This is a genomic window from Escherichia sp. 10290, from assembly GCF_030295155.1.
In the GTDB taxonomy this organism is placed as follows: Bacteria; Pseudomonadota; Gammaproteobacteria; order Enterobacterales; family Enterobacteriaceae; genus Escherichia; species Escherichia coli_F.
The window spans coordinates 4,505,944-4,523,080 of sequence record NZ_AP025741.1 but is presented as its reverse complement, the minus strand read 5'-3'; the positions used below and the strand labels follow the sequence as shown (position 1 = coordinate 4,523,080).

General features: G+C 47.5%; 17 protein-coding genes. 10 read left to right on the top strand and 7 right to left on the bottom strand.

Features of this window, described 5'->3' with window-relative positions:
• Positions 1-6 precede the first annotated feature (6 nt).
• The 3 genes from rfaY to QUE74_RS22745 all read left to right on the top strand — a co-directional run bounded on the left by rfaY (position 7) and on the right by QUE74_RS22745 (position 2,734).
• On the top strand, positions 7-705 hold the full coding sequence (gene rfaY, locus QUE74_RS22755; protein ID WP_000615252.1) for a lipopolysaccharide core heptose(II) kinase RfaY: 699 nt from the start codon (positions 7-9) through the stop codon (positions 703-705).
• Between the two features lie 71 nt (positions 706-776).
• The gene (gene waaZ, locus QUE74_RS22750) at positions 777-1,628 is read left to right on the top strand and encodes a 3-deoxy-D-manno-oct-2-ulosonate III transferase WaaZ (RefSeq protein ID WP_000790307.1); all 852 of its coding nucleotides are present in this window, start codon (positions 777-779) and stop codon (positions 1,626-1,628) included.
• Between the two features lie 32 nt (positions 1,629-1,660).
• A complete protein-coding gene (locus QUE74_RS22745; protein ID WP_001236431.1) occupies positions 1,661-2,734 on the top strand; it encodes a glycosyltransferase family 9 protein in 1,074 nt (357 codons plus the stop codon).
• Positions 2,735-2,759: 25 nt separating this feature from the next.
• On the opposite strand, the gene QUE74_RS22740 is transcribed toward QUE74_RS22745, so the two are convergent.
• The 4 genes from QUE74_RS22740 to rfaD are packed head-to-tail and all read right to left on the bottom strand — an operon-like array spanning position 2,760 to position 6,986.
• Positions 2,760-4,025, bottom strand: a complete 1,266-nt coding sequence (locus QUE74_RS22740; RefSeq protein ID WP_001355046.1) for an O-antigen ligase family protein — start codon at positions 4,023-4,025, stop codon at positions 2,760-2,762.
• A gap of 9 nt (positions 4,026-4,034) precedes the next feature.
• The gene (gene rfaC, locus QUE74_RS22735) at positions 4,035-4,994 is read right to left on the bottom strand and encodes a lipopolysaccharide heptosyltransferase RfaC (RefSeq protein ID WP_001264587.1); all 960 of its coding nucleotides are present in this window, start codon (positions 4,992-4,994) and stop codon (positions 4,035-4,037) included.
• A gap of 3 nt (positions 4,995-4,997) precedes the next feature.
• Positions 4,998-6,044, bottom strand: a complete 1,047-nt coding sequence (rfaF, locus tag QUE74_RS22730) for an ADP-heptose--LPS heptosyltransferase RfaF (RefSeq protein ID WP_000699229.1) — start codon at positions 6,042-6,044, stop codon at positions 4,998-5,000.
• Positions 6,045-6,053: 9 nt separating this feature from the next.
• A complete protein-coding gene (gene rfaD / locus QUE74_RS22725; protein WP_000587750.1) occupies positions 6,054-6,986 on the bottom strand; it encodes an ADP-glyceromanno-heptose 6-epimerase in 933 nt (310 codons plus the stop codon).
• Between the two features lie 213 nt (positions 6,987-7,199).
• Here rfaD and kbl point away from each other — a divergent pair, with 213 nt between their 5' ends.
• From kbl to waaH, 3 genes are all read left to right on the top strand, one after another.
• Complete coding sequence (gene kbl, locus QUE74_RS22720; RefSeq protein WP_001213859.1) at positions 7,200-8,396, top strand: glycine C-acetyltransferase; 1,197 nt, start codon at positions 7,200-7,202, stop codon at positions 8,394-8,396.
• A gap of 13 nt (positions 8,397-8,409) precedes the next feature.
• A complete protein-coding gene (tdh, locus tag QUE74_RS22715; RefSeq protein ID WP_000645982.1) occupies positions 8,410-9,435 on the top strand; it encodes an L-threonine 3-dehydrogenase in 1,026 nt (341 codons plus the stop codon).
• Between the two features lie 237 nt (positions 9,436-9,672).
• A complete protein-coding gene (waaH, locus tag QUE74_RS22710; protein ID WP_000982072.1) occupies positions 9,673-10,707 on the top strand; it encodes a UDP-glucuronate:LPS(HepIII) glycosyltransferase in 1,035 nt (344 codons plus the stop codon).
• Here the strand turns inward: waaH and QUE74_RS22705 are convergent.
• The 3 genes from QUE74_RS22705 to gpmM are packed head-to-tail and all read right to left on the bottom strand — an operon-like array spanning position 10,694 to position 14,494.
• Entirely contained in the window at positions 10,694-11,653 is a 960-nt protein-coding gene (locus QUE74_RS22705) for a divergent polysaccharide deacetylase family protein (RefSeq protein ID WP_000483852.1), read from the bottom strand. The two genes, waaH and QUE74_RS22705, sit on opposite strands and share 14 nt — an antisense overlap.
• Positions 11,654-11,656: 3 nt before the next feature.
• Entirely contained in the window at positions 11,657-12,916 is a 1,260-nt protein-coding gene (gene envC / locus QUE74_RS22700) for a murein hydrolase activator EnvC (protein ID WP_000196246.1), read from the bottom strand.
• Positions 12,917-12,949: 33 nt separating this feature from the next.
• On the bottom strand, positions 12,950-14,494 hold the full coding sequence (gene gpmM, locus QUE74_RS22695) for a 2,3-bisphosphoglycerate-independent phosphoglycerate mutase (protein WP_001355045.1): 1,545 nt from the start codon (positions 14,492-14,494) through the stop codon (positions 12,950-12,952).
• Between the two features lie 244 nt (positions 14,495-14,738).
• Here gpmM and QUE74_RS22690 point away from each other — a divergent pair, with 244 nt between their 5' ends.
• The 4 genes from QUE74_RS22690 to gpsA all read left to right on the top strand — a co-directional run bounded on the left by QUE74_RS22690 (position 14,739) and on the right by gpsA (position 17,112).
• Entirely contained in the window at positions 14,739-15,170 is a 432-nt protein-coding gene (locus QUE74_RS22690; RefSeq protein ID WP_001156181.1) for a rhodanese-like domain-containing protein, read from the top strand.
• A 141-nt stretch (positions 15,171-15,311) separates the two neighbouring features.
• Positions 15,312-15,563 carry a glutaredoxin 3 gene (grxC, locus tag QUE74_RS22685; RefSeq protein ID WP_000024392.1) on the top strand — a complete coding sequence of 84 codons (252 nt, stop codon included), beginning with the start codon at positions 15,312-15,314 and terminating at the stop codon, positions 15,561-15,563.
• A 62-nt stretch (positions 15,564-15,625) separates the two neighbouring features.
• Positions 15,626-16,093, top strand: a complete 468-nt coding sequence (secB, locus tag QUE74_RS22680; protein ID WP_000003377.1) for a protein-export chaperone SecB — start codon at positions 15,626-15,628, stop codon at positions 16,091-16,093.
• Positions 16,093-17,112, top strand: coding sequence for an NAD(P)H-dependent glycerol-3-phosphate dehydrogenase (gene gpsA, locus QUE74_RS22675; protein WP_001076185.1), 1,020 nt, complete (start codon positions 16,093-16,095; stop codon positions 17,110-17,112). Before secB ends, gpsA begins: the two co-directional genes overlap by 1 nt.
• Positions 17,113-17,137 lie beyond the last annotated feature (25 nt).

The following is a 17,137-nucleotide window of genomic DNA, read 5'->3' as shown; positions in this document are numbered from 1 at the left end:
TTTATTATGATTCAGAAGAGCAAGATCAAAGACTTGGTTGTTTTTACCGATGAAAACAATTCAAAGTATCTCAATGTATTAAATGACTTTCTTTCTTATGATATTAATATCATCAAAGTTTTTCGTTCTATAGATGATACAAAAGTCATGCTTATTGATACCGATTACGGTAAATTGATACTTAAAGTTTTTTCTCCTAAAGTTAAACGCAACGAACGTTTCTTTAAATCTCTTTTAAAGGGAGATTATTATGAACGCCTTTTTGAGCAAACTCAAAAAGTGCGTAACGAGGGGCTACATTCTCTCAATGACTTCTATTTGTTAGCAGAACGGAAAACATTACGTTTTGTCCATACTTACATCATGCTTATCGAATATATCGATGGCGTTGAGTTGTGTGATATCCCCGATATTGATGAAACGTTAAAAAATAAAATTCAACAATCAATCCGTTCATTGCACGAACATGGTATGGTATCTGGTGATCCTCACCGTGGTAATTTTATTATTGAAAATGGTGAAGTACGCATTATTGATCTTTCAGGAAAACGGGCATCTTCACAACGTAAAGCGAAAGATCGTATTGATCTAGAACGACATTATGGTATTAAGAATGAGATTAAAGATCTCGGTTATTATCTTTTAGTTTATCGTAAAAAAATACGTAATCTTATGCGCCGCTTGAAAGGAAAGCCAGCACGATAAAGTAAAAGTCTTACATTTAAACGTCTTCGTCAGAACATTTCTATGCGGAGTTATTATTTCACAGGTTTATCATGAAGAATATTAGATACATTGACAAAAAAGATGTTGAAAACCTGATAGAAAGTAAAACGTCTGATGATGTTATTATTTTTCTTTCCGGCCCCACATCGCAAAAAACACCATTGTCAGTTCTGCAGACAAGGGATGTTATTGCTGTCAATGGTTCCGCGCAATATCTACTAAGTCATAATATTATTCCCTATATTTATGTACTTACTGATGTTCGCTTCTTGCATCAGCGTCGTGATGATTTTTATAAATTTAGCCAGAGAAGTCGTTATACCATAGTAAACGTCGACGTTTATGAACACGCTTCCAAAGAAGATAAACTTTATATCCTCCAAAACTGCCTCGTATTACGGTCCTTTTACCGCCGAGAAAAAGGCGGTTTGATAAAGAAGATAAAATTTAATATATTAAGTCAGATTCATAAAGAACTGCTGATCTCTGTACCGTTGTCTAAAAAAGGTCGTCTGGTCGGATTTAGCAAGGACATCAGTCTTGGTTATTGCTCATGCCATACTATTGCCTTTGCTGCAATTCAAATAGCATATACACTTAAGTATGCGCGGATTATTTGTTCTGGTCTTGATTTAACTGGTAGTTGTTCTCGTTTCTATGACGAAAGTAACAATCCTATGCCCTCGGAATTGAGTAGGGATTTGTATAAAATCTTGCCATTTTTCCGTTTTATGCGTGATAATGTAGAAGATATTAATATTTATAATTTGTCAGATGATACGGCTATTTCTTACGATGTAATTCCATTTATTAAACCTCTCGATATCAGTACAGAAGAGTCAAAGGATAAGATAAGAAAAAAAATGGAATATAAAGCTTCAACTGATTCTTATGCTAATTAATCATCCTGAAACTAAAATTATATGGTATAAAAATGCGTTTAGGAACTTTTCACAAAAAGAAAAGATTTTATATAAACAAAATCAAGATTAATTTTCTTTCTTTTTTATTTCGTAAAAAAATCAATAACCAAGTTACAGATCTCGCACAAGTTAAATCATGCCTTATCATTCATGATAATAATAAACTCGGTGATTTAATTGTATTAAGTTCGATTTATCGTGAGCTTTATAGTAAAGGAGTTAAAATAACCATTCTCACAAATAGAAAGGGAGGGGAGTTTCTCTCTAACAATAAAAATATATTTGGATTCTGTATTAAAGAATCAACAGGTTTCCTTAAAATGCTTACTCTATGTAAGCATTTGCGGGATTTACAGTTCGATATTGTATTAGACCCCTTTGAAACTATGCCCTCATTTAAGCATAGCTTAATATTATCAAGTTTAAAAGATTCTTACATTCTGGGTTTTGATCAATGGTATAAGCGTTACTATTCATTTTACCATCCCCATGATGAATGTTTAAAAGAACATATGAGTACACGAGCAATAGAAATACTGAAGCATATTTATGGTGAGGGTGAATTTTCCACCGACTACGACTTGCATTTGCCTGTAGATGTTGAAAATAAAATAATAGATTTTATTGGGAATACAAGGATAGTCATCATTAACCCATTAGGTGCAAAAAAAATATGCCGACTTACGTTTGAGCAAATAAAAGTTATATATCAAGAAGTGAAAGTACAATTTGAGAATTATCGAGTGATATTTACTGGGTTGCCGCAAGATTTATTGACAATACCAATACCTGAAATCGAAACACTACCATTTGATGAGTTTATTTATACCGTTGCGTTGACCAGGTATAGTGATTTTGTCATTTCTGTTGATACAGCTCTTGTTCATATCGCTGCGGCTTATCATAAACCAACGCTTGCATTTTATCCTAATTCACGCACTCCGGAATATCCCTCACATTTAATTTGGTCCCCAAATAATCATCGGTCTATACAAATAGTATCCCCAACATTTACGGTAAAAGATATCGATCCTGAAACTTTAACTGATTCAGTAAAGAGATTAAGTTGTATAGATAAGAAGTGAGTTTTAACTCACTTCTTAAACTTGTCTATTCTTGATTAATAGTATTGTTGCGATTATTAATAACGAGTAAGAGGACTATAGCTGATATAACGATAATTGGAATGCTGCGTGCCCATATGATTACATCACTGAGTCCAATCCCCACTATGCCAAGCGTTAATATCAACAAACCCAATGCGCGTTTTTTATATGCTGTATAAAATAGTGAATAATAGAGGAAAAGGGTAGAAAAAATCCCCATCAGACCTTTTAGTGACGCTGCTTCAATTATCTCATTATGTAGGTGTACGTTAGAAAACTCCAATGCCCCTCTTAGCCTGTTGTGTTCTGCAACTAACAAATTCATACTTTCAGCGCGCGACTCTGCAGATCTAAATGAAAAAGGTGACTTTTTGAATATATCCAAACCAATTTCGTACATTGCCAGCCTTGCACCTAAGGAAGTCACGCTATTAGCATTGGTATAACTGTTTAAATCATTTAATGCTTCATTATAGCGATTCTGTATTGGTTTATTAAATATAATTACAATACTCGCCAATATAGCAATTAGAAGAACAATAGCGGAAGTAAATTTCTTAGGTGATTTATTATAATAAGCTATTAATGTAACAGCACAAATTCCAGGAAACAGGAGTAGTGTTGCTCTGGTTTGTGTTAGTGCCAGAACATAAAGTACCGCGCAACTATTTAATAAAAATAAAAAAGGATGGTTCTTCTTAGTATAAAGAATCGCAACACCACTAACTATCCCTATTAGCATTGTTGAATATGCCGCTCCTGTTGCCGTTCCTACACCAAAAGAAATACGGTCATATTCATGAATGCTATTAATATACATTGCATATCCAGCAATTATAAATGACAGAGAATATAAAATGTATAATACACTCTCTTTTTTATTTTTTAGCTGACTAGTTAGTGCTAAAAAAACAATAAAAGAACCAAATATAAATATTTTGGCAGTATTTAAATAACTATGGTAAGTAGCACGAAATGGCGAGTTATCTACTTTAAATATAGAATACCAAATTAAATCAAGCAAGCCTATAAAAAATATAGAAAGGGGCAGAATAATATTTTTTATATTGTAATTTCCTTGTCTGCCACGTAAAATTAGTGATAATAGGCAAACTATAGCAGTGATATTATATATCTTTATGCTGAAAGTGTTATCGACGAATGCAATTATCAATGAAAGAAAACATAATATATAAGTTATTACCTCTAAAATCATAGATGATTTCAGAGTGTAAGGTTTCCATGAATGAAGTTTAATGAAGGTTGGCATGTTTTACCTTTATAATGATGATAGTTTTTCCAAAACTGCTTGACCGTTGAGATTAATTAAACTTTTTCCCGGTGCCATGCAAACTACCTGATTCTTCCCATACCCACCAATTAATCCCGGATCGGTAGGTCCATAAACCGTGATATTGGGTCTATCCAGTGCCGCCGTTAAATGGCTTAACCCCGTATCCACCGACACCACAAATTTAGCGCCCGCCAGCACACGAGCAACGCCTTCCAGACTCATCTTCGGCAATACTTCAACATAAGCAAATCCTTCCGCCAGTCGTTTCGCCCGTTCTTCCTCATGCGGCGCGCCCCACGGAAGTTTAATCCGTATTCCTGAATCAGCCAGTAAACCAATCAATTCTCGCCAGTGTTCTTCCGGCCAGTGTTTATCATCACGGGTCGTCGCATGAAGAAATACGGCATATTCGCCAGCATCTGTAGGCAGGTTCGTCAGGAAATGCTGTGCGATAGCATAATCGCCCTGGGTTTGCGGTTTGCTATAGCCCAGACTTTTGGCAAACAGTTCGCGGGTGCGTTCTACGGCGTGCTGCTGTTTTGCAATATGATGCTTACGATTGTAAAACAGGCTGGCTAAGGGTTCGCGAGCGGTTTGCCAGTCCATTCCATGCTTTACGCCATGCGCCAGACGCGTCACCAGCGCCGCGCTTTTTACCAGCCCCTGAGCGTCGATAACTGCGTCATAGTTCTCTGCTTGTAGCGCTTCACGAAACGCTTTGCGTTCAGCTTTTATGGGGGCCGAGAACCAGGCTTTACGCCAGCGACGTATTGCCACAGGAATAACTCGCTCAACGGCAGCGTGCCAGGAAGGAATCTGTGCGAACCCTTCTTCCACCACCCAGTCAAACTTAATCCCTGGGATTGCCTGCTGGGCATCAGTGAGTGCGGGCAGCGTATGGAGAACATCGCCCATCGACGATGTTTTAACGATCAGAACCCGCATCCGTCAGGTTTCCTCTTGTAACAATAGCGCGTTGAGTTCTTCCAGTACGCGCTGGGGAGTAATGTCGATCAAGCTCTGGTGATAACCCTCCGCAGCGTCACCTTTACGCACTTTGTGATAGCCGGTAATCAGGCGGATCACGCGCGCTTTATGGGATAGTGGCGGTGTGAAGTCCGGGCTACTCGGACCATACAGGGCAACCAAAGGACGATTGAGCGCCGCCGCAACGTGCATCAGGCCAGAATCGTTAGTGACAATGGCTTTACAGGCTGCAATCAGGATAACTGCTTGATCAAGCTGTGTTTCCCCCGCCAGGTTCCGGCACCATGCCTGCTGCTCGGTATTCAAAGCGGCAAGAATCTCATTGCCCGCTTCATGATCTTTCGCCGAGCCAAACAGAACCACCTGATAACCTTCATCAATCAGCTGCTTTGCCAGCTCCGCATAGTGGTAGTGTGGCCAGCGTTTTGCCGGACCAAACTCCGCTCCGGGGCAAAAGCCAATCATCGGACGTTCTGATGAAAGCGAAAATTGATTACAGGTATATGATTTTTCACCTTCGCTCACCTGCAACTGCGGCCATAACAATGGCTGCGGCAGATCTTGTGCGGTACGCATAATGCCTTTGTCATAGGCCAGCGCGACATAGCGTTCCACCATTAGCGGCCAGGCTTCTTTATCGAGCACGCGTACATCGTTAAGTAAACCGTAGCGCATCTCGCCGCGCCAGCCGGTGCGATGAGGAATACCCGCGAAGAAAGGCACTAATGCGGACTTGAAGGAGTTGGGTAAGACGTAGGCGCGGTCGTAGCGCTTTTCACGCAGACTATGACCCAGTTTGCGGCGTTCGCCGATTTCCAGCGCTCCGTGACCGAGAGGCATAGGGATAGCTTCGTTAACTTCCGGCATCCGCGATAATAACGGACGGCACCATGCCGGTGCCATCACGTCGATTATCGCCTGGGGATAGCGCGCCTGGAGCGTGCGATAGAGACTTTGCGACATCATCATGTCGCCAACCCAAGACGGGCCGATCACCAGTATTTTCATGCAGAGCTCTTATGCGTCGCGATTCAGCCAGGCCATGTATTCCGTTACACCTTCAGCAACGGTTTTGAACGGTTTGTCGTAACCCGCCGCGCGCAGATTCGTCAGATCTGCCTGAGTGAACGCCTGATAGCGGCCTTTCAGTTTATCCGGGAACGGAATGTATTCGATCTGGCCTTTCTTGTGATAAGCAAGCGTAGCATCTGCTACTGCCTGGAAGGATTCTGCACGACCGGTGCCGAGGTTGAAGATGCCGGAAACGCCATTTTCCAGGAACCACAGATTCACATCAGCCACGTCGCCCACATAGACGAAGTCACGTTTGAAGTTCTCGCTACCTTCGAACAGCTTCGGTGATTCACCGTTGTTAAGCTGAGTGTTGAGATGGAAAGCGACGCTCGCCATGCTGCCTTTATGGCCTTCACGCGGTCCATAAACGTTGAAATAGCGGAAGCCAACAATCTGCGAGTTCGCTTCTGGCAGGATTTGGCGAACATATTCATCAAACAGGAATTTTGAGTAACCGTAGACGTTCAACGGTTTTTCGTACTCGCGGGATTCAATAAAGTCGGAGGTGCGACCGCCGTAAGTGGCCGCGGAAGAGGCATACAGGAACGGGATTTCGCGTTCCAGACAGTAGTGCAGCAGCTCTTTGGAGTATTGATAGTTGTTATCCATCATATACTTGCCATCCCACTCGGTGGTGGAAGAGCACGCGCCTTCGTGGAAAATCGCTTCGACATCGCCGAACTCTTCGCCAGCCATAATCTGGATCAGGAAGTCTTCCTTATCCATATAGTCCGCGATATCCAGATCGACCAGGTTCACAAACTTGGTGCCGTCTTTCAGGTTGTCCACCACCAGAATATCGGTGATGCCTTTATCATTCAGGGCCTTAACGATATTGCTGCCGATAAAGCCCGCGCCGCCGGTAACGATGATCATAACTGTAACCTTCGAATTATGGAGTCAGAGACAATCTCAGACACGAATGCTTCTATCATATCACTACACGGCGTTCGCTTCAGCCATTCGCCAAAAGTGAGATTGATGGACGTTATTTATCCTGAATTTTGCAGAAGTGTTAACGCGTCATCTCGTCGCAACCTATAAGTTTGGGTAATATGTGCTGGAATTTGCCCTGTCTGGAGAATCGCAATGCGTGGAGAATTTTATCAGCAGTTAACCAACGATCTGGAAACCGCAAGGGTGGAAGGGTTGTTTAAAGAAGAGCGCATTATTACGTCTGCGCAACAAGCAGACATCACGGTGGCTGATGGAAGCCACGTCATTAACTTTTGTGCCAATAACTATCTCGGACTGGCGAATCATCCGGATCTGATTGCGGCGGCAAAGGCGGGAATGGATTCTCACGGTTTCGGCATGGCTTCGGTGCGTTTTATTTGCGGCACTCAGGACAGCCATAAAGAGCTTGAACAAAAACTGGCGGCCTTCCTGGGGATGGAAGATGCGATTCTCTACTCTTCCTGCTTTGATGCTAACGGTGGCCTGTTCGAAACGCTGTTGGGCGCGGAAGACGCCATTATCTCCGACGCACTGAACCACGCGTCTATTATTGATGGTGTGCGTCTGTGCAAAGCTAAACGCTATCGTTATGCCAACAACGATATGCAGGAGCTGGAAGCACGTCTGAAAGAAGCGCGTGAAGCCGGTGCGCGTCATGTGCTGATTGCCACCGATGGTGTGTTCTCGATGGACGGCGTGATTGCCAACCTGAAAGGTGTTTGCGATCTGGCAGATAAATACGATGCCCTGGTGATGGTAGACGACTCCCACGCCGTTGGTTTTGTCGGTGAAAATGGTCGTGGTTCCCATGAATACTGCGATGTGATGGGCCGGGTCGATATTATCACCGGCACGCTCGGTAAAGCGCTGGGCGGGGCTTCTGGTGGTTATACCGCGGCGCGCAAAGAAGTGGTTGAGTGGCTGCGCCAGCGTTCTCGTCCGTACCTGTTCTCCAACTCGTTGGCACCGGCCATTGTTGCCGCTTCCATCAAAGTGCTGGAGATGGTTGAAGCGGGTAGCGAGTTGCGTGACCGTCTGTGGGCGAACGCGCGTCAGTTCCGTGAGCAAATGTCGGCGGCGGGCTTTACCCTGGCGGGTGCCGATCACGCCATTATTCCGGTCATGCTTGGCGATGCTGTAGTGGCGCAAAAATTTGCACGTGAACTGCAAAAAGAGGGCATTTACGTCACCGGTTTCTTCTATCCGGTCGTTCCGAAAGGTCAGGCGCGTATTCGTACCCAGATGTCTGCGGCGCATACCCCTGAGCAAATTACGCGTGCGGTAGAAGCGTTCACGCGTATTGGTAAACAACTGGGCGTAATCGCCTGAGTGAGGATGTGAGATGAAAGCGTTATCCAAACTGAAAGCGGAAGAGGGCATCTGGATGACCGACGTTCCTGAACCGGAACTCGGACATAACGATCTGCTGATTAAAATCCGTAAAACAGCCATCTGCGGGACTGACGTTCACATCTATAACTGGGATGAGTGGTCGCAAAAAACCATCCCAGTACCGATGGTTGTAGGCCATGAATATGTCGGTGAGGTGGTTGGCATCGGTCAGGAAGTGAAAGGCTTCAAGATCGGCGATCGCGTTTCTGGCGAAGGCCATATCACTTGTGGTCATTGCCGCAACTGTCGTGGCGGTCGTACACATCTGTGCCGCAACACGATCGGCGTCGGCGTTAACCGTCCGGGCTGCTTCGCCGAGTATCTGGTGATTCCGGCGTTCAACGCTTTCAAAATCCCCGACAATATCTCCGATGATCTGGCTTCCATTTTTGATCCCTTCGGTAACGCCGTGCATACCGCGCTGTCGTTTGATCTGGTGGGCGAGGATGTGCTGGTCTCTGGTGCAGGCCCGATAGGTATTATGGCTGCGGCGGTGGCGAAACACGTCGGTGCACGCAACGTGGTGATCACGGATGTTAATGAATACCGCCTTGAGCTGGCGCGTAAAATGGGTATCACCCGTGCGGTTAACGTCGCCAAAGAAAATCTCAATGACGTGATGGCGGAGTTAGGCATGACCGAAGGCTTTGATGTCGGTCTGGAAATGTCCGGTGCGCCGCCAGCGTTTCGTACCATGCTCGACACCATGAACCACGGCGGTCGCATTGCGATGCTGGGTATTCCGCCGTCTGATATGTCTATCGACTGGACCAAAGTGATCTTTAAAGGCTTGTTCATTAAAGGTATTTACGGTCGTGAGATGTTTGAAACCTGGTACAAGATGGCGGCGCTGATTCAGTCTGGCCTCGATCTCTCGCCGATCATTACCCATCGTTTCTCTATCGATGATTTCCAGAAGGGCTTTGACGCTATGCGTTCGGGCCAGTCCGGGAAAGTTATTCTGAGCTGGGATTAACACGAACAAGGGCTGGTATTCCAGCCCTTTTTCCTGAGGATAATCCGTTAAATATGTAAAATCCTGTCAGTGTAATAAAGATATCGTAATTGCGCTGATCTCTTATATAGCTGCTCTCATTATCTCTCTACCCTGAAGTGACTCTCTCACCTGTAAAAATAATATCTCACAGGCTTAATGGTTTCTTAATACAAAGCCTGTAAAACATCAGGATAACTTCAGAGGTCGTCGGTATTTATGATGAACAGCACCAATAAACTCAGTGTTATTATCCCGTTATATAATGCGGGAGATGATTTCCGTACTTGCATGGAATCTTTAATCGCGCAAACCTGGACTGCTCTGGAAATCATTATTATTAACGATGGTTCAACGGATAATTCTGTTGAAATAGCAAAGCATTACGCGGAAAACTATCCGCACGTTCGTTTGCTGCATCAGGCGAATGCCGGCGCATCGGTGGCGCGTAATCGTGGGATCGAGGCGGCGACGGGTAAATATGTCGCTTTTGTCGATGCTGACGATGAGGTCTATCCCACTATGTACGAAACGCTGATGACCATGGCGTTAGAGGACGACCTCGACGTGGCGCAGTGCAACGCTGACTGGTGTTTTCGTGAAACGGGAGAAACCTGGCAATCCATCCCCAGCGATCGCCTTCGCTCAACCGGCGTATTAACCGGCCCTGATTGGTTGCGGATGGGGCTTTCTTCCCGCCGTTGGACTCATGTTGTCTGGATGGGCATTTATCGTCGTGATGTCATTGTTAAAAATAACATTAAATTTATTGCCGGATTACATCATCAGGATATTGTCTGGACAACAGAATTTATGTTTAACGCGCAACGCGTGCGATATACCGAGCAATCGTTATATAAATATTATTTGCATAATACGTCAGTGAGCCGATTGAATAGACAGGGAAATAAAAACCTTAATTATCAACGCCACTATATTAAGATTACCCGACTGTTGGAAAAGTTAAATCGCGATTACGCAGACAGAATAGTGATTTACCCGGAATTTCATCAACAAATAACTTACGAAGCATTACGTGTTTGCCATGCGGTACGTAAAGAGCCAGATATTATTACCCGCCAACGGATGATTGCTGAGATATTTACTTCCGGTATGTATAAGCGCCTGATTTCCAATGTACGCAGCATAAAGGTGGGTTATCAGGCGTTACTGTGGTCTTTCCGCTTATGGCAATGGCGCGACAAAACACGGTCGCACCATCGCATTACGCGTAGCGCCTTTAATTTGCGCTAGCGTTAAGTTTTGCCGCTTCGGGCTGCTTGCCCCAGCCTTGCCACTGATGCTGGAAGTAAACGATCAGCGTGCTCTGGCTGATGCTTTCGCTTAATACTTCAAAGAAGCGATTAGCATAAACCGGTTCCAGCGGTTTCTTCGGTTTACACAGTTTCACGCCACGGAACGGATTATGCGGTGCATCAGGCACAGCGTTTATCGGCGGTGTAGAAGTATCAACCTGCGGTTCATTCAGCAAGCTGCTGGCTTTCACCAGTGTAATGTCTGGCGGCAGGTTATAAACCATCTGTTGCAACACGCGTACCGTTGAAGGGTGAGGATGCCCAATGGCAATGGTTGAACCGTTGCGACGCGCCAGGTCAATTGCACGATTAAACTGCACACGGATGTCTGCTTCGTTCTGTGAATCGTCGAGGAACACCTTCCGTTTAATAACCTTCACGCCAGTGCCTTGCGCGGCGCGCATCGCCTGGGTATTACCGATGGTTACGCTGTCGAGGAAGTAAAGATTGTAACGCTCCAGTGCCTGCATCACTTTCTGCATACCAAACAGGTTAGAGGTCATCTTGCTGCCCATGTGGTTGTTGATCCCCACGGCATAGGGCACGTTATTGACCGCACTACGAATAATGCGCTCAATTTCGTCGCTGCTCATCTCCGGGCGCAGCGTATTTTTCTCCAGCGGCTGTTTACTCAACGGTGCCATCGGCAGATGAATCAACACTTCGTGACCGCTGTTATGCGCTTTGGTCGCCATCTCTCTGGCGTGCGGTGAATCGGGTAATACAGCGACGGAGATAGCGGAAGGCATCGCCAGCACCTGGTTTTCGTTGTGTGGGCGATACCCAAAATCATCAATGACGATGGCAAGTTTGCCAGCAAGTACAGGGGAGGAGAGCGCCAACAGAGCGGCAAATGCAAGAACGTTACGACGAAATGGAAACAAAACTTATCTTCCCAACCACGGCTGTGGATTGACCGCCTGACCCTGGCGGCGAATTTCGAAATAGAGTGAAGGCCGACCCTGACCGCCACTGCTGCCCACCAGTGCAATTGGCTGGCCCGCGCGAACCTGCGAACCAACGCTCACCAGTGCGCTCTGATTATAGCCGTAAAGACTCATGTCGCCTTTACCATGCTCAACCACCACCACCAGACCGTAGCCTTGCAGCCAGTCAGCCAGAATCACCCGACCGTCGGCAATCGCTTTAACTTCAGTACCTTCAGAAGCACCAATCACCATCCCTTTCCAGCGCAGCTCACCCTGTAGCTGCTCGCCATAACGATGCAGCGTCGGCCCGCGAACCGGCCAGAATGCCTGACCACGCGGCGCTCCCAGGCCACCAGTTCGGGACATCAGCGATTTTTCGCTTTCGGTCGGTTTGTAGGTGGTGCCTTTGCGCGTCGCTTCTTTCTGACGGTCGCGAACCGCCTGGGCTTCGCGCGCCTCACGTTCAGCACGCGCTTTCGCCGCCGCTTCCGCACGGGCAATGCTGTTACGTAGACGAGATTCGTTGGCGCGCAGCTCGCTCAACTGTTGTTGACCTTGCTGGATGGAAGACTCTAGCCCAGCCAGCGTCTTTTTACGATCGTTCAGCGCCTGGGTCAGCTTCGCCTGTTGGGCTCGCTGCTCATATAACAGTGTTTGTTGCTCGCTCTGTTTCTCTTCCAGCTCGGCGCGTTGCATAGCGACTTCTTCACGCGTTTGTTTCAACTGAGCAATGGTTTCTTGTCGCGCCTGGTTGAGATAGCCGAAATAAGCCTGTAAACGCTGTCCACGCTGGCTTTCTTCACCGCTGAGAATCAGCTGAATACCGGTATGCTCGCCCTGACGGAATGCGGCATCCAGTTGTGCGGCGAGGCTGCGCTCCTGGGCGGCTTTTTGCTGCTCCAGTTTGGCAATCGACGCGTTCATCTCATCAATCTGTTTATTCAGTTGATTGAGCGTGTTTTGCGTTTCGCGCAGCTTACGGGTGGCTTCCGAGATCGCTTCTTCCTGCTTTTTCAACTGAGCAAGCAGGCTGGAGCGTTGTTGTTGTTTTTGGCGTACCGCGCGCTCTTTCGCGGCGATATCGGCCTGAATGGATTTGAGTTGGTCGCGATCATCCGCGTGGGCGGAAAAGGCGCACAACAATACGCCAGCGCTAAGAACGCTGGCGTAGATGATGGGCCTGATTGCAAACCTGCGCGGTTTCACGGCCCGTGTCATGGTATTAATCGCCTTTCCCCTCATGGGGAGGGATTATTCCACGATGAACAGCGGCTTACCAGTCATCTCTTGCGGGATTTCCATACCCATCAGCGACAACATGGTCGGCGCGATGTCAGAAAGTTTGCCGCCTTCAACCGCTTTCACGTTCTTATCACCAACGTAAATCAGCGGAACTGGCAGGTTGGTGTGTGCCGTGTGTGCCTGACCCGTTGCCGGATCGCGCATCTGTTCAGCGTTACCGTGGTCAGCGGTGATCAGCAGTTGTCCACCTACAGACTCAACCGCTTTCGCAACTTCATCCACGCAGTGATCCAGCGCTTCAACGGCTTTAACCGCTGCTTCCATCACCCCGGTGTGACCTACCATGTCGCCGTTAGGATAGTTACAGATGATAGTGTCGTATTTGCCGCTCTTGATGGCCGCAACCAGTTTTTCGGTCAGCTCTGCGGAACTCATTTCTGGCTGCAGGTCGTAAGTTGCCACTTTCGGCGAGTTGATCAGAATGCGGTCTTCGCCTTTGAACGACTCTTCTACACCACCGTTAAAGAAGAAAGTGACGTGAGCATATTTTTCGGTTTCGGAAATACGCAGTTGAGTTTTGTCGTTTTTCGCCATCCACTCGCCGAAGGTGTTAACCAGAGAAGCTGGCGGGTAAGCAACCGCAGTTTTGATATCAGCGGCGTATTCGGTCAGCATCACGAAATCGATCTTAACCACTTTCTTACGCGCGAAGCCGTCGAAATCAGCGTTCACGAAAGCACGAGTGATTTCACGCGCGCGGTCAGCACGGAAGTTCATGAAAATCAGCGCATCGCCGTCTTCCATTGCCGCGTCTGGCTGGCCTTCAGCACGGATAACGGTCGCTTTCACGAATTCGTCGTTTTCGTCGCGAGCATAAGCAGCCTGCAAACCGGCAACAGCGGTGTCGGCCTGGAATTCGCCCTGCGCCAGCGTCAGCAGGTCATACGCTTTTTCAACGCGATCCCAACGATTGTCGCGGTCCATTGCGTAGTAACGACCAATGATGGACGCTACGCGGCCTTTGCCCAGCGCGGCAAATTTCTCTTCGAATTTTTTCAGCGAGGATTCAGCACTGCGCGGCGGGGTGTCGCGACCGTCAAGGAATGCGTGCAGGTAGATTTTTTCTGCGCCGCGTTCCGCTGCCAGTTCTACCATCGCCATGATGTGAACTTCGTGGCTGTGTACACCACCTGCGGAGAGCAGACCCATAATGTGTACTGCTTTGCCTGCGTTTTTCGCTTTATCTACCGCACCAGTCAGCACCGGATTAGCGAAGAAAGCGCGATCTTTGATTTCAACGTCCAGACGAGTCAGGTCCTGATACACGATGCGGCCGGCACCCAGGTTAACGTGGCCTACTTCGGAGTTACCCATTTGACGGTCAGGCAGACCGACTTCCAGACCGGAAGCGTCGATCAGGGTATGCGGACGATTGGCCCACAGTGCATCCATTACCGGGGTTTTAGCACTAAAAATGGCGTTATCCTGCTGTTCTTCGCGATAGCCATAGCCATCCAGAATCACCAGTACCATAGGTTTTTTAGAAACCGACATTGCGACAACCTCATACTCAAGAGTCAAAATTTGCGTAATTTTACTACAGCTGAATCGATAAAATAGCCTCTGAAGATCAAAATATACGACCGCTCGCGGCAAGCCGATGCCAGATTTACGCTTTTTTTTCGTAGCGCCCCGCAAAATTGCATTCCAGTTAACGCGCTGGCTGTATTTGCCGCACCGCGCAGGTATACTCCTTTCCTGGTTTTTTTAATCACTACGTCGGGAGTTGTTACCCCCCATGCAAGAAATTATGCAATTTGTTGGCCGTCATCCCATACTGAGTATCGCCTGGATCGCGTTACTGGTGGCGGTTCTTGTGACTACGTTTAAGAGCCTGACCTCGAAAGTGAAGGTGATTACTCGTGGTGAAGCTACACGTCTGATCAACAAAGAAGACGCTGTGGTTGTGGATTTACGTCAGCGTGATGACTTCCGTAAAGGCCATATCGCAGGTTCTATCAATCTGTTGCCGAGCGAAATCAAAGCCAATAATGTTGGTGAGCTTGAGAAGCACAAAGACAAGCCGGTTATCGTGGTAGACGGTTCTGGCATGCAGTGCCAGGAGCCTGCAAACGCGCTGACGAAAGCAGGTTTTGCGCAAGTATTCGTGCTGAAAGAGGGCGTCGCTGGCTGGGCTGGTGAAAACTTGCCTCTGGTGCGCGGCAAATAATTTACCTGTCGTCTTTCATGATGCAGGCCGTTAGCTGCAATTAGGCCCCCTGAGACTTATTGTTATAAGCTTCTGGGGACACTCCATTTTGCTGCCGCCCTGCAACATGAAATTTCAGGGTAAAAAAACAGGAGCTAATTTATGGCCAATGTTGAAATCTATACCAAAGAAACCTGCCCGTATTGCCATCGTGCGAAAGCACTGCTGAGCAGCAAGGGTGTGAGTTTTCAGGAGTTGCCGATCGATGGCAACGCCGCTAAGCGTGAAGAGATGATCAAACGCAGCGGTCGCACCACGGTTCCCCAGATTTTTATTGACGCACAGCACATTGGCGGCTGTGATGACTTGTATGCATTGGATGCACGTGGTGGACTGGATCCCCTGCTGAAATAACGTGTGAACGTTGGCATTACATTGTGCAGTATTGAAGGACAACACTTAAGGGTTTTCTACACATGTCAGAACAAAACAACACTGAAATGACTTTCCAGATCCAACGTATTTATACCAAGGATATCTCTTTCGAAGCGCCAAACGCGCCGCACGTTTTCCAGAAAGATTGGCAGCCAGAAGTTAAACTTGATCTTGATACGGCATCTTCTCAACTGGCAGATGACGTTTACGAAGTGGTACTGCGTGTTACCGTAACGGCATCCCTGGGCGAAGAAACTGCGTTCCTGTGCGAAGTTCAGCAGGGCGGTATTTTCTCCATCGCGGGTATCGAAGGCACCCAGATGGCACATTGCCTGGGCGCGTACTGCCCGAACATTCTGTTCCCGTATGCTCGTGAGTGCATCACCAGCATGGTATCCCGCGGTACATTCCCGCAACTGAACCTTGCGCCGGTTAACTTCGATGCGCTGTTCATGAACTATTTGCAGCAGCAGGCTGGCGAAGGTACTGAAGAACATCAGGATGCCTGATGAACCAACGTAATGCTTCAATGACTGTGATCGGTGCCGGCTCGTACGGCACTGCTCTTGCCATCACCCTGGCAAGAAATGGCCACGAGGTTGTTCTCTGGGGCCATGACCCTGAACATATCGCGACGCTTGAACGCGACCGCTGTAACGCCGCGTTTCTCCCCGATGTGCCTTTTCCCGATACGCTCCATCTTGAAAGCGATCTCGCTACCGCACTGGCAGCCAGCCGTAATATTCTTGCCGTCGTGCCAAGCCATGTCTTTGGTGAAGTGCTGCGCCAGATTAAACCGCTGATGCGCCCTGATGCGCGTCTGGTGTGGGCGACCAAAGGTCTGGAAGCGGAAACCGGACGTCTGTTACAGGACGTGGCGCGTGAGGCCTTAGGCGATCAAATTCCGCTGGCAGTTATCTCTGGCCCAACGTTTGCGAAAGAACTGGCGGCAGGTTTACCGACGGCCATTTCGCTGGCCTCTACCGACCAGACCTTTGCTGATGATCTCCAGCAACTGCTGCACTGCGGCAAAAGTTTCCGCGTTTACAGCAATCCGGATTTCATCGGTGTGCAGCTTGGCGGCGCGGTGAAAAACGTCATTGCCATTGGCGCGGGAATGTCCGACGGTATCGGTTTTGGTGCGAATGCGCGTACGGCGCTGATCACTCGTGGGCTGGCTGAGATGTCGCGTCTTGGCGCGGCGCTGGGGGCCGATCCTGCCACCTTTATGGGCATGGCGGGGCTGGGTGATCTGGTACTTACCTGTACCGACAACCAGTCGCGTAACCGCCGTTTTGGCATGATGCTCGGTCAGGGCATGGATGTACAAAGCGCGCAGGAGAAAATTGGTCAGGTGGTGGAAGGCTACCGCAATACGAAAGAAGTCCGCGAACTGGCGCATCGCTTCGGCGTTGAAATGCCAATAACCGAGGAAATTTATCAAGTATTATATTGCGGAAAAAACGCGCGCGAGGCAGCATTGACTTTACTAGGTCGTGCACGCAAGGACGAGCGCAGCAGCCACTAAACCCAGGGAACCTTTGTTACCGCTA

Bases quoted from the DNA above. Each gene is read 5' to 3' on its own strand.
- rfaY (WP_000615252.1), top strand. From the start codon at position 7: ATGATTCAGAAGAGCAAGATCAAAGACTTGGTTGTTTTTACCGATGAA.
- waaZ (WP_000790307.1), top strand. From the start codon at position 777: ATGAAGAATATTAGATACATTGACAAAAAAGATGTTGAAAACCTGATA.
- QUE74_RS22745 (WP_001236431.1), top strand. From the start codon at position 1,661: ATGCGTTTAGGAACTTTTCACAAAAAGAAAAGATTTTATATAAACAAA.
- QUE74_RS22740 (WP_001355046.1), bottom strand. From the start codon at position 4,025: ATGCCAACCTTCATTAAACTTCATTCATGGAAACCTTACACTCTGAAA.
- rfaC (WP_001264587.1), bottom strand. From the start codon at position 4,994: ATGCGGGTTCTGATCGTTAAAACATCGTCGATGGGCGATGTTCTCCAT.
- rfaF (WP_000699229.1), bottom strand. From the start codon at position 6,044: ATGAAAATACTGGTGATCGGCCCGTCTTGGGTTGGCGACATGATGATG.
- rfaD (WP_000587750.1), bottom strand. From the start codon at position 6,986: ATGATCATCGTTACCGGCGGCGCGGGCTTTATCGGCAGCAATATCGTT.
- kbl (WP_001213859.1), top strand. From the start codon at position 7,200: ATGCGTGGAGAATTTTATCAGCAGTTAACCAACGATCTGGAAACCGCA.
- tdh (WP_000645982.1), top strand. From the start codon at position 8,410: ATGAAAGCGTTATCCAAACTGAAAGCGGAAGAGGGCATCTGGATGACC.
- waaH (WP_000982072.1), top strand. From the start codon at position 9,673: ATGATGAACAGCACCAATAAACTCAGTGTTATTATCCCGTTATATAAT.
- envC (WP_000196246.1), bottom strand. From the start codon at position 12,916: ATGACACGGGCCGTGAAACCGCGCAGGTTTGCAATCAGGCCCATCATC.
- gpmM (WP_001355045.1), bottom strand. From the start codon at position 14,494: ATGTCGGTTTCTAAAAAACCTATGGTACTGGTGATTCTGGATGGCTAT.
- QUE74_RS22690 (WP_001156181.1), top strand. From the start codon at position 14,739: ATGCAAGAAATTATGCAATTTGTTGGCCGTCATCCCATACTGAGTATC.
- grxC (WP_000024392.1), top strand. From the start codon at position 15,312: ATGGCCAATGTTGAAATCTATACCAAAGAAACCTGCCCGTATTGCCAT.
- secB (WP_000003377.1), top strand. From the start codon at position 15,626: ATGTCAGAACAAAACAACACTGAAATGACTTTCCAGATCCAACGTATT.
- gpsA (WP_001076185.1), top strand. From the start codon at position 16,093: ATGAACCAACGTAATGCTTCAATGACTGTGATCGGTGCCGGCTCGTAC.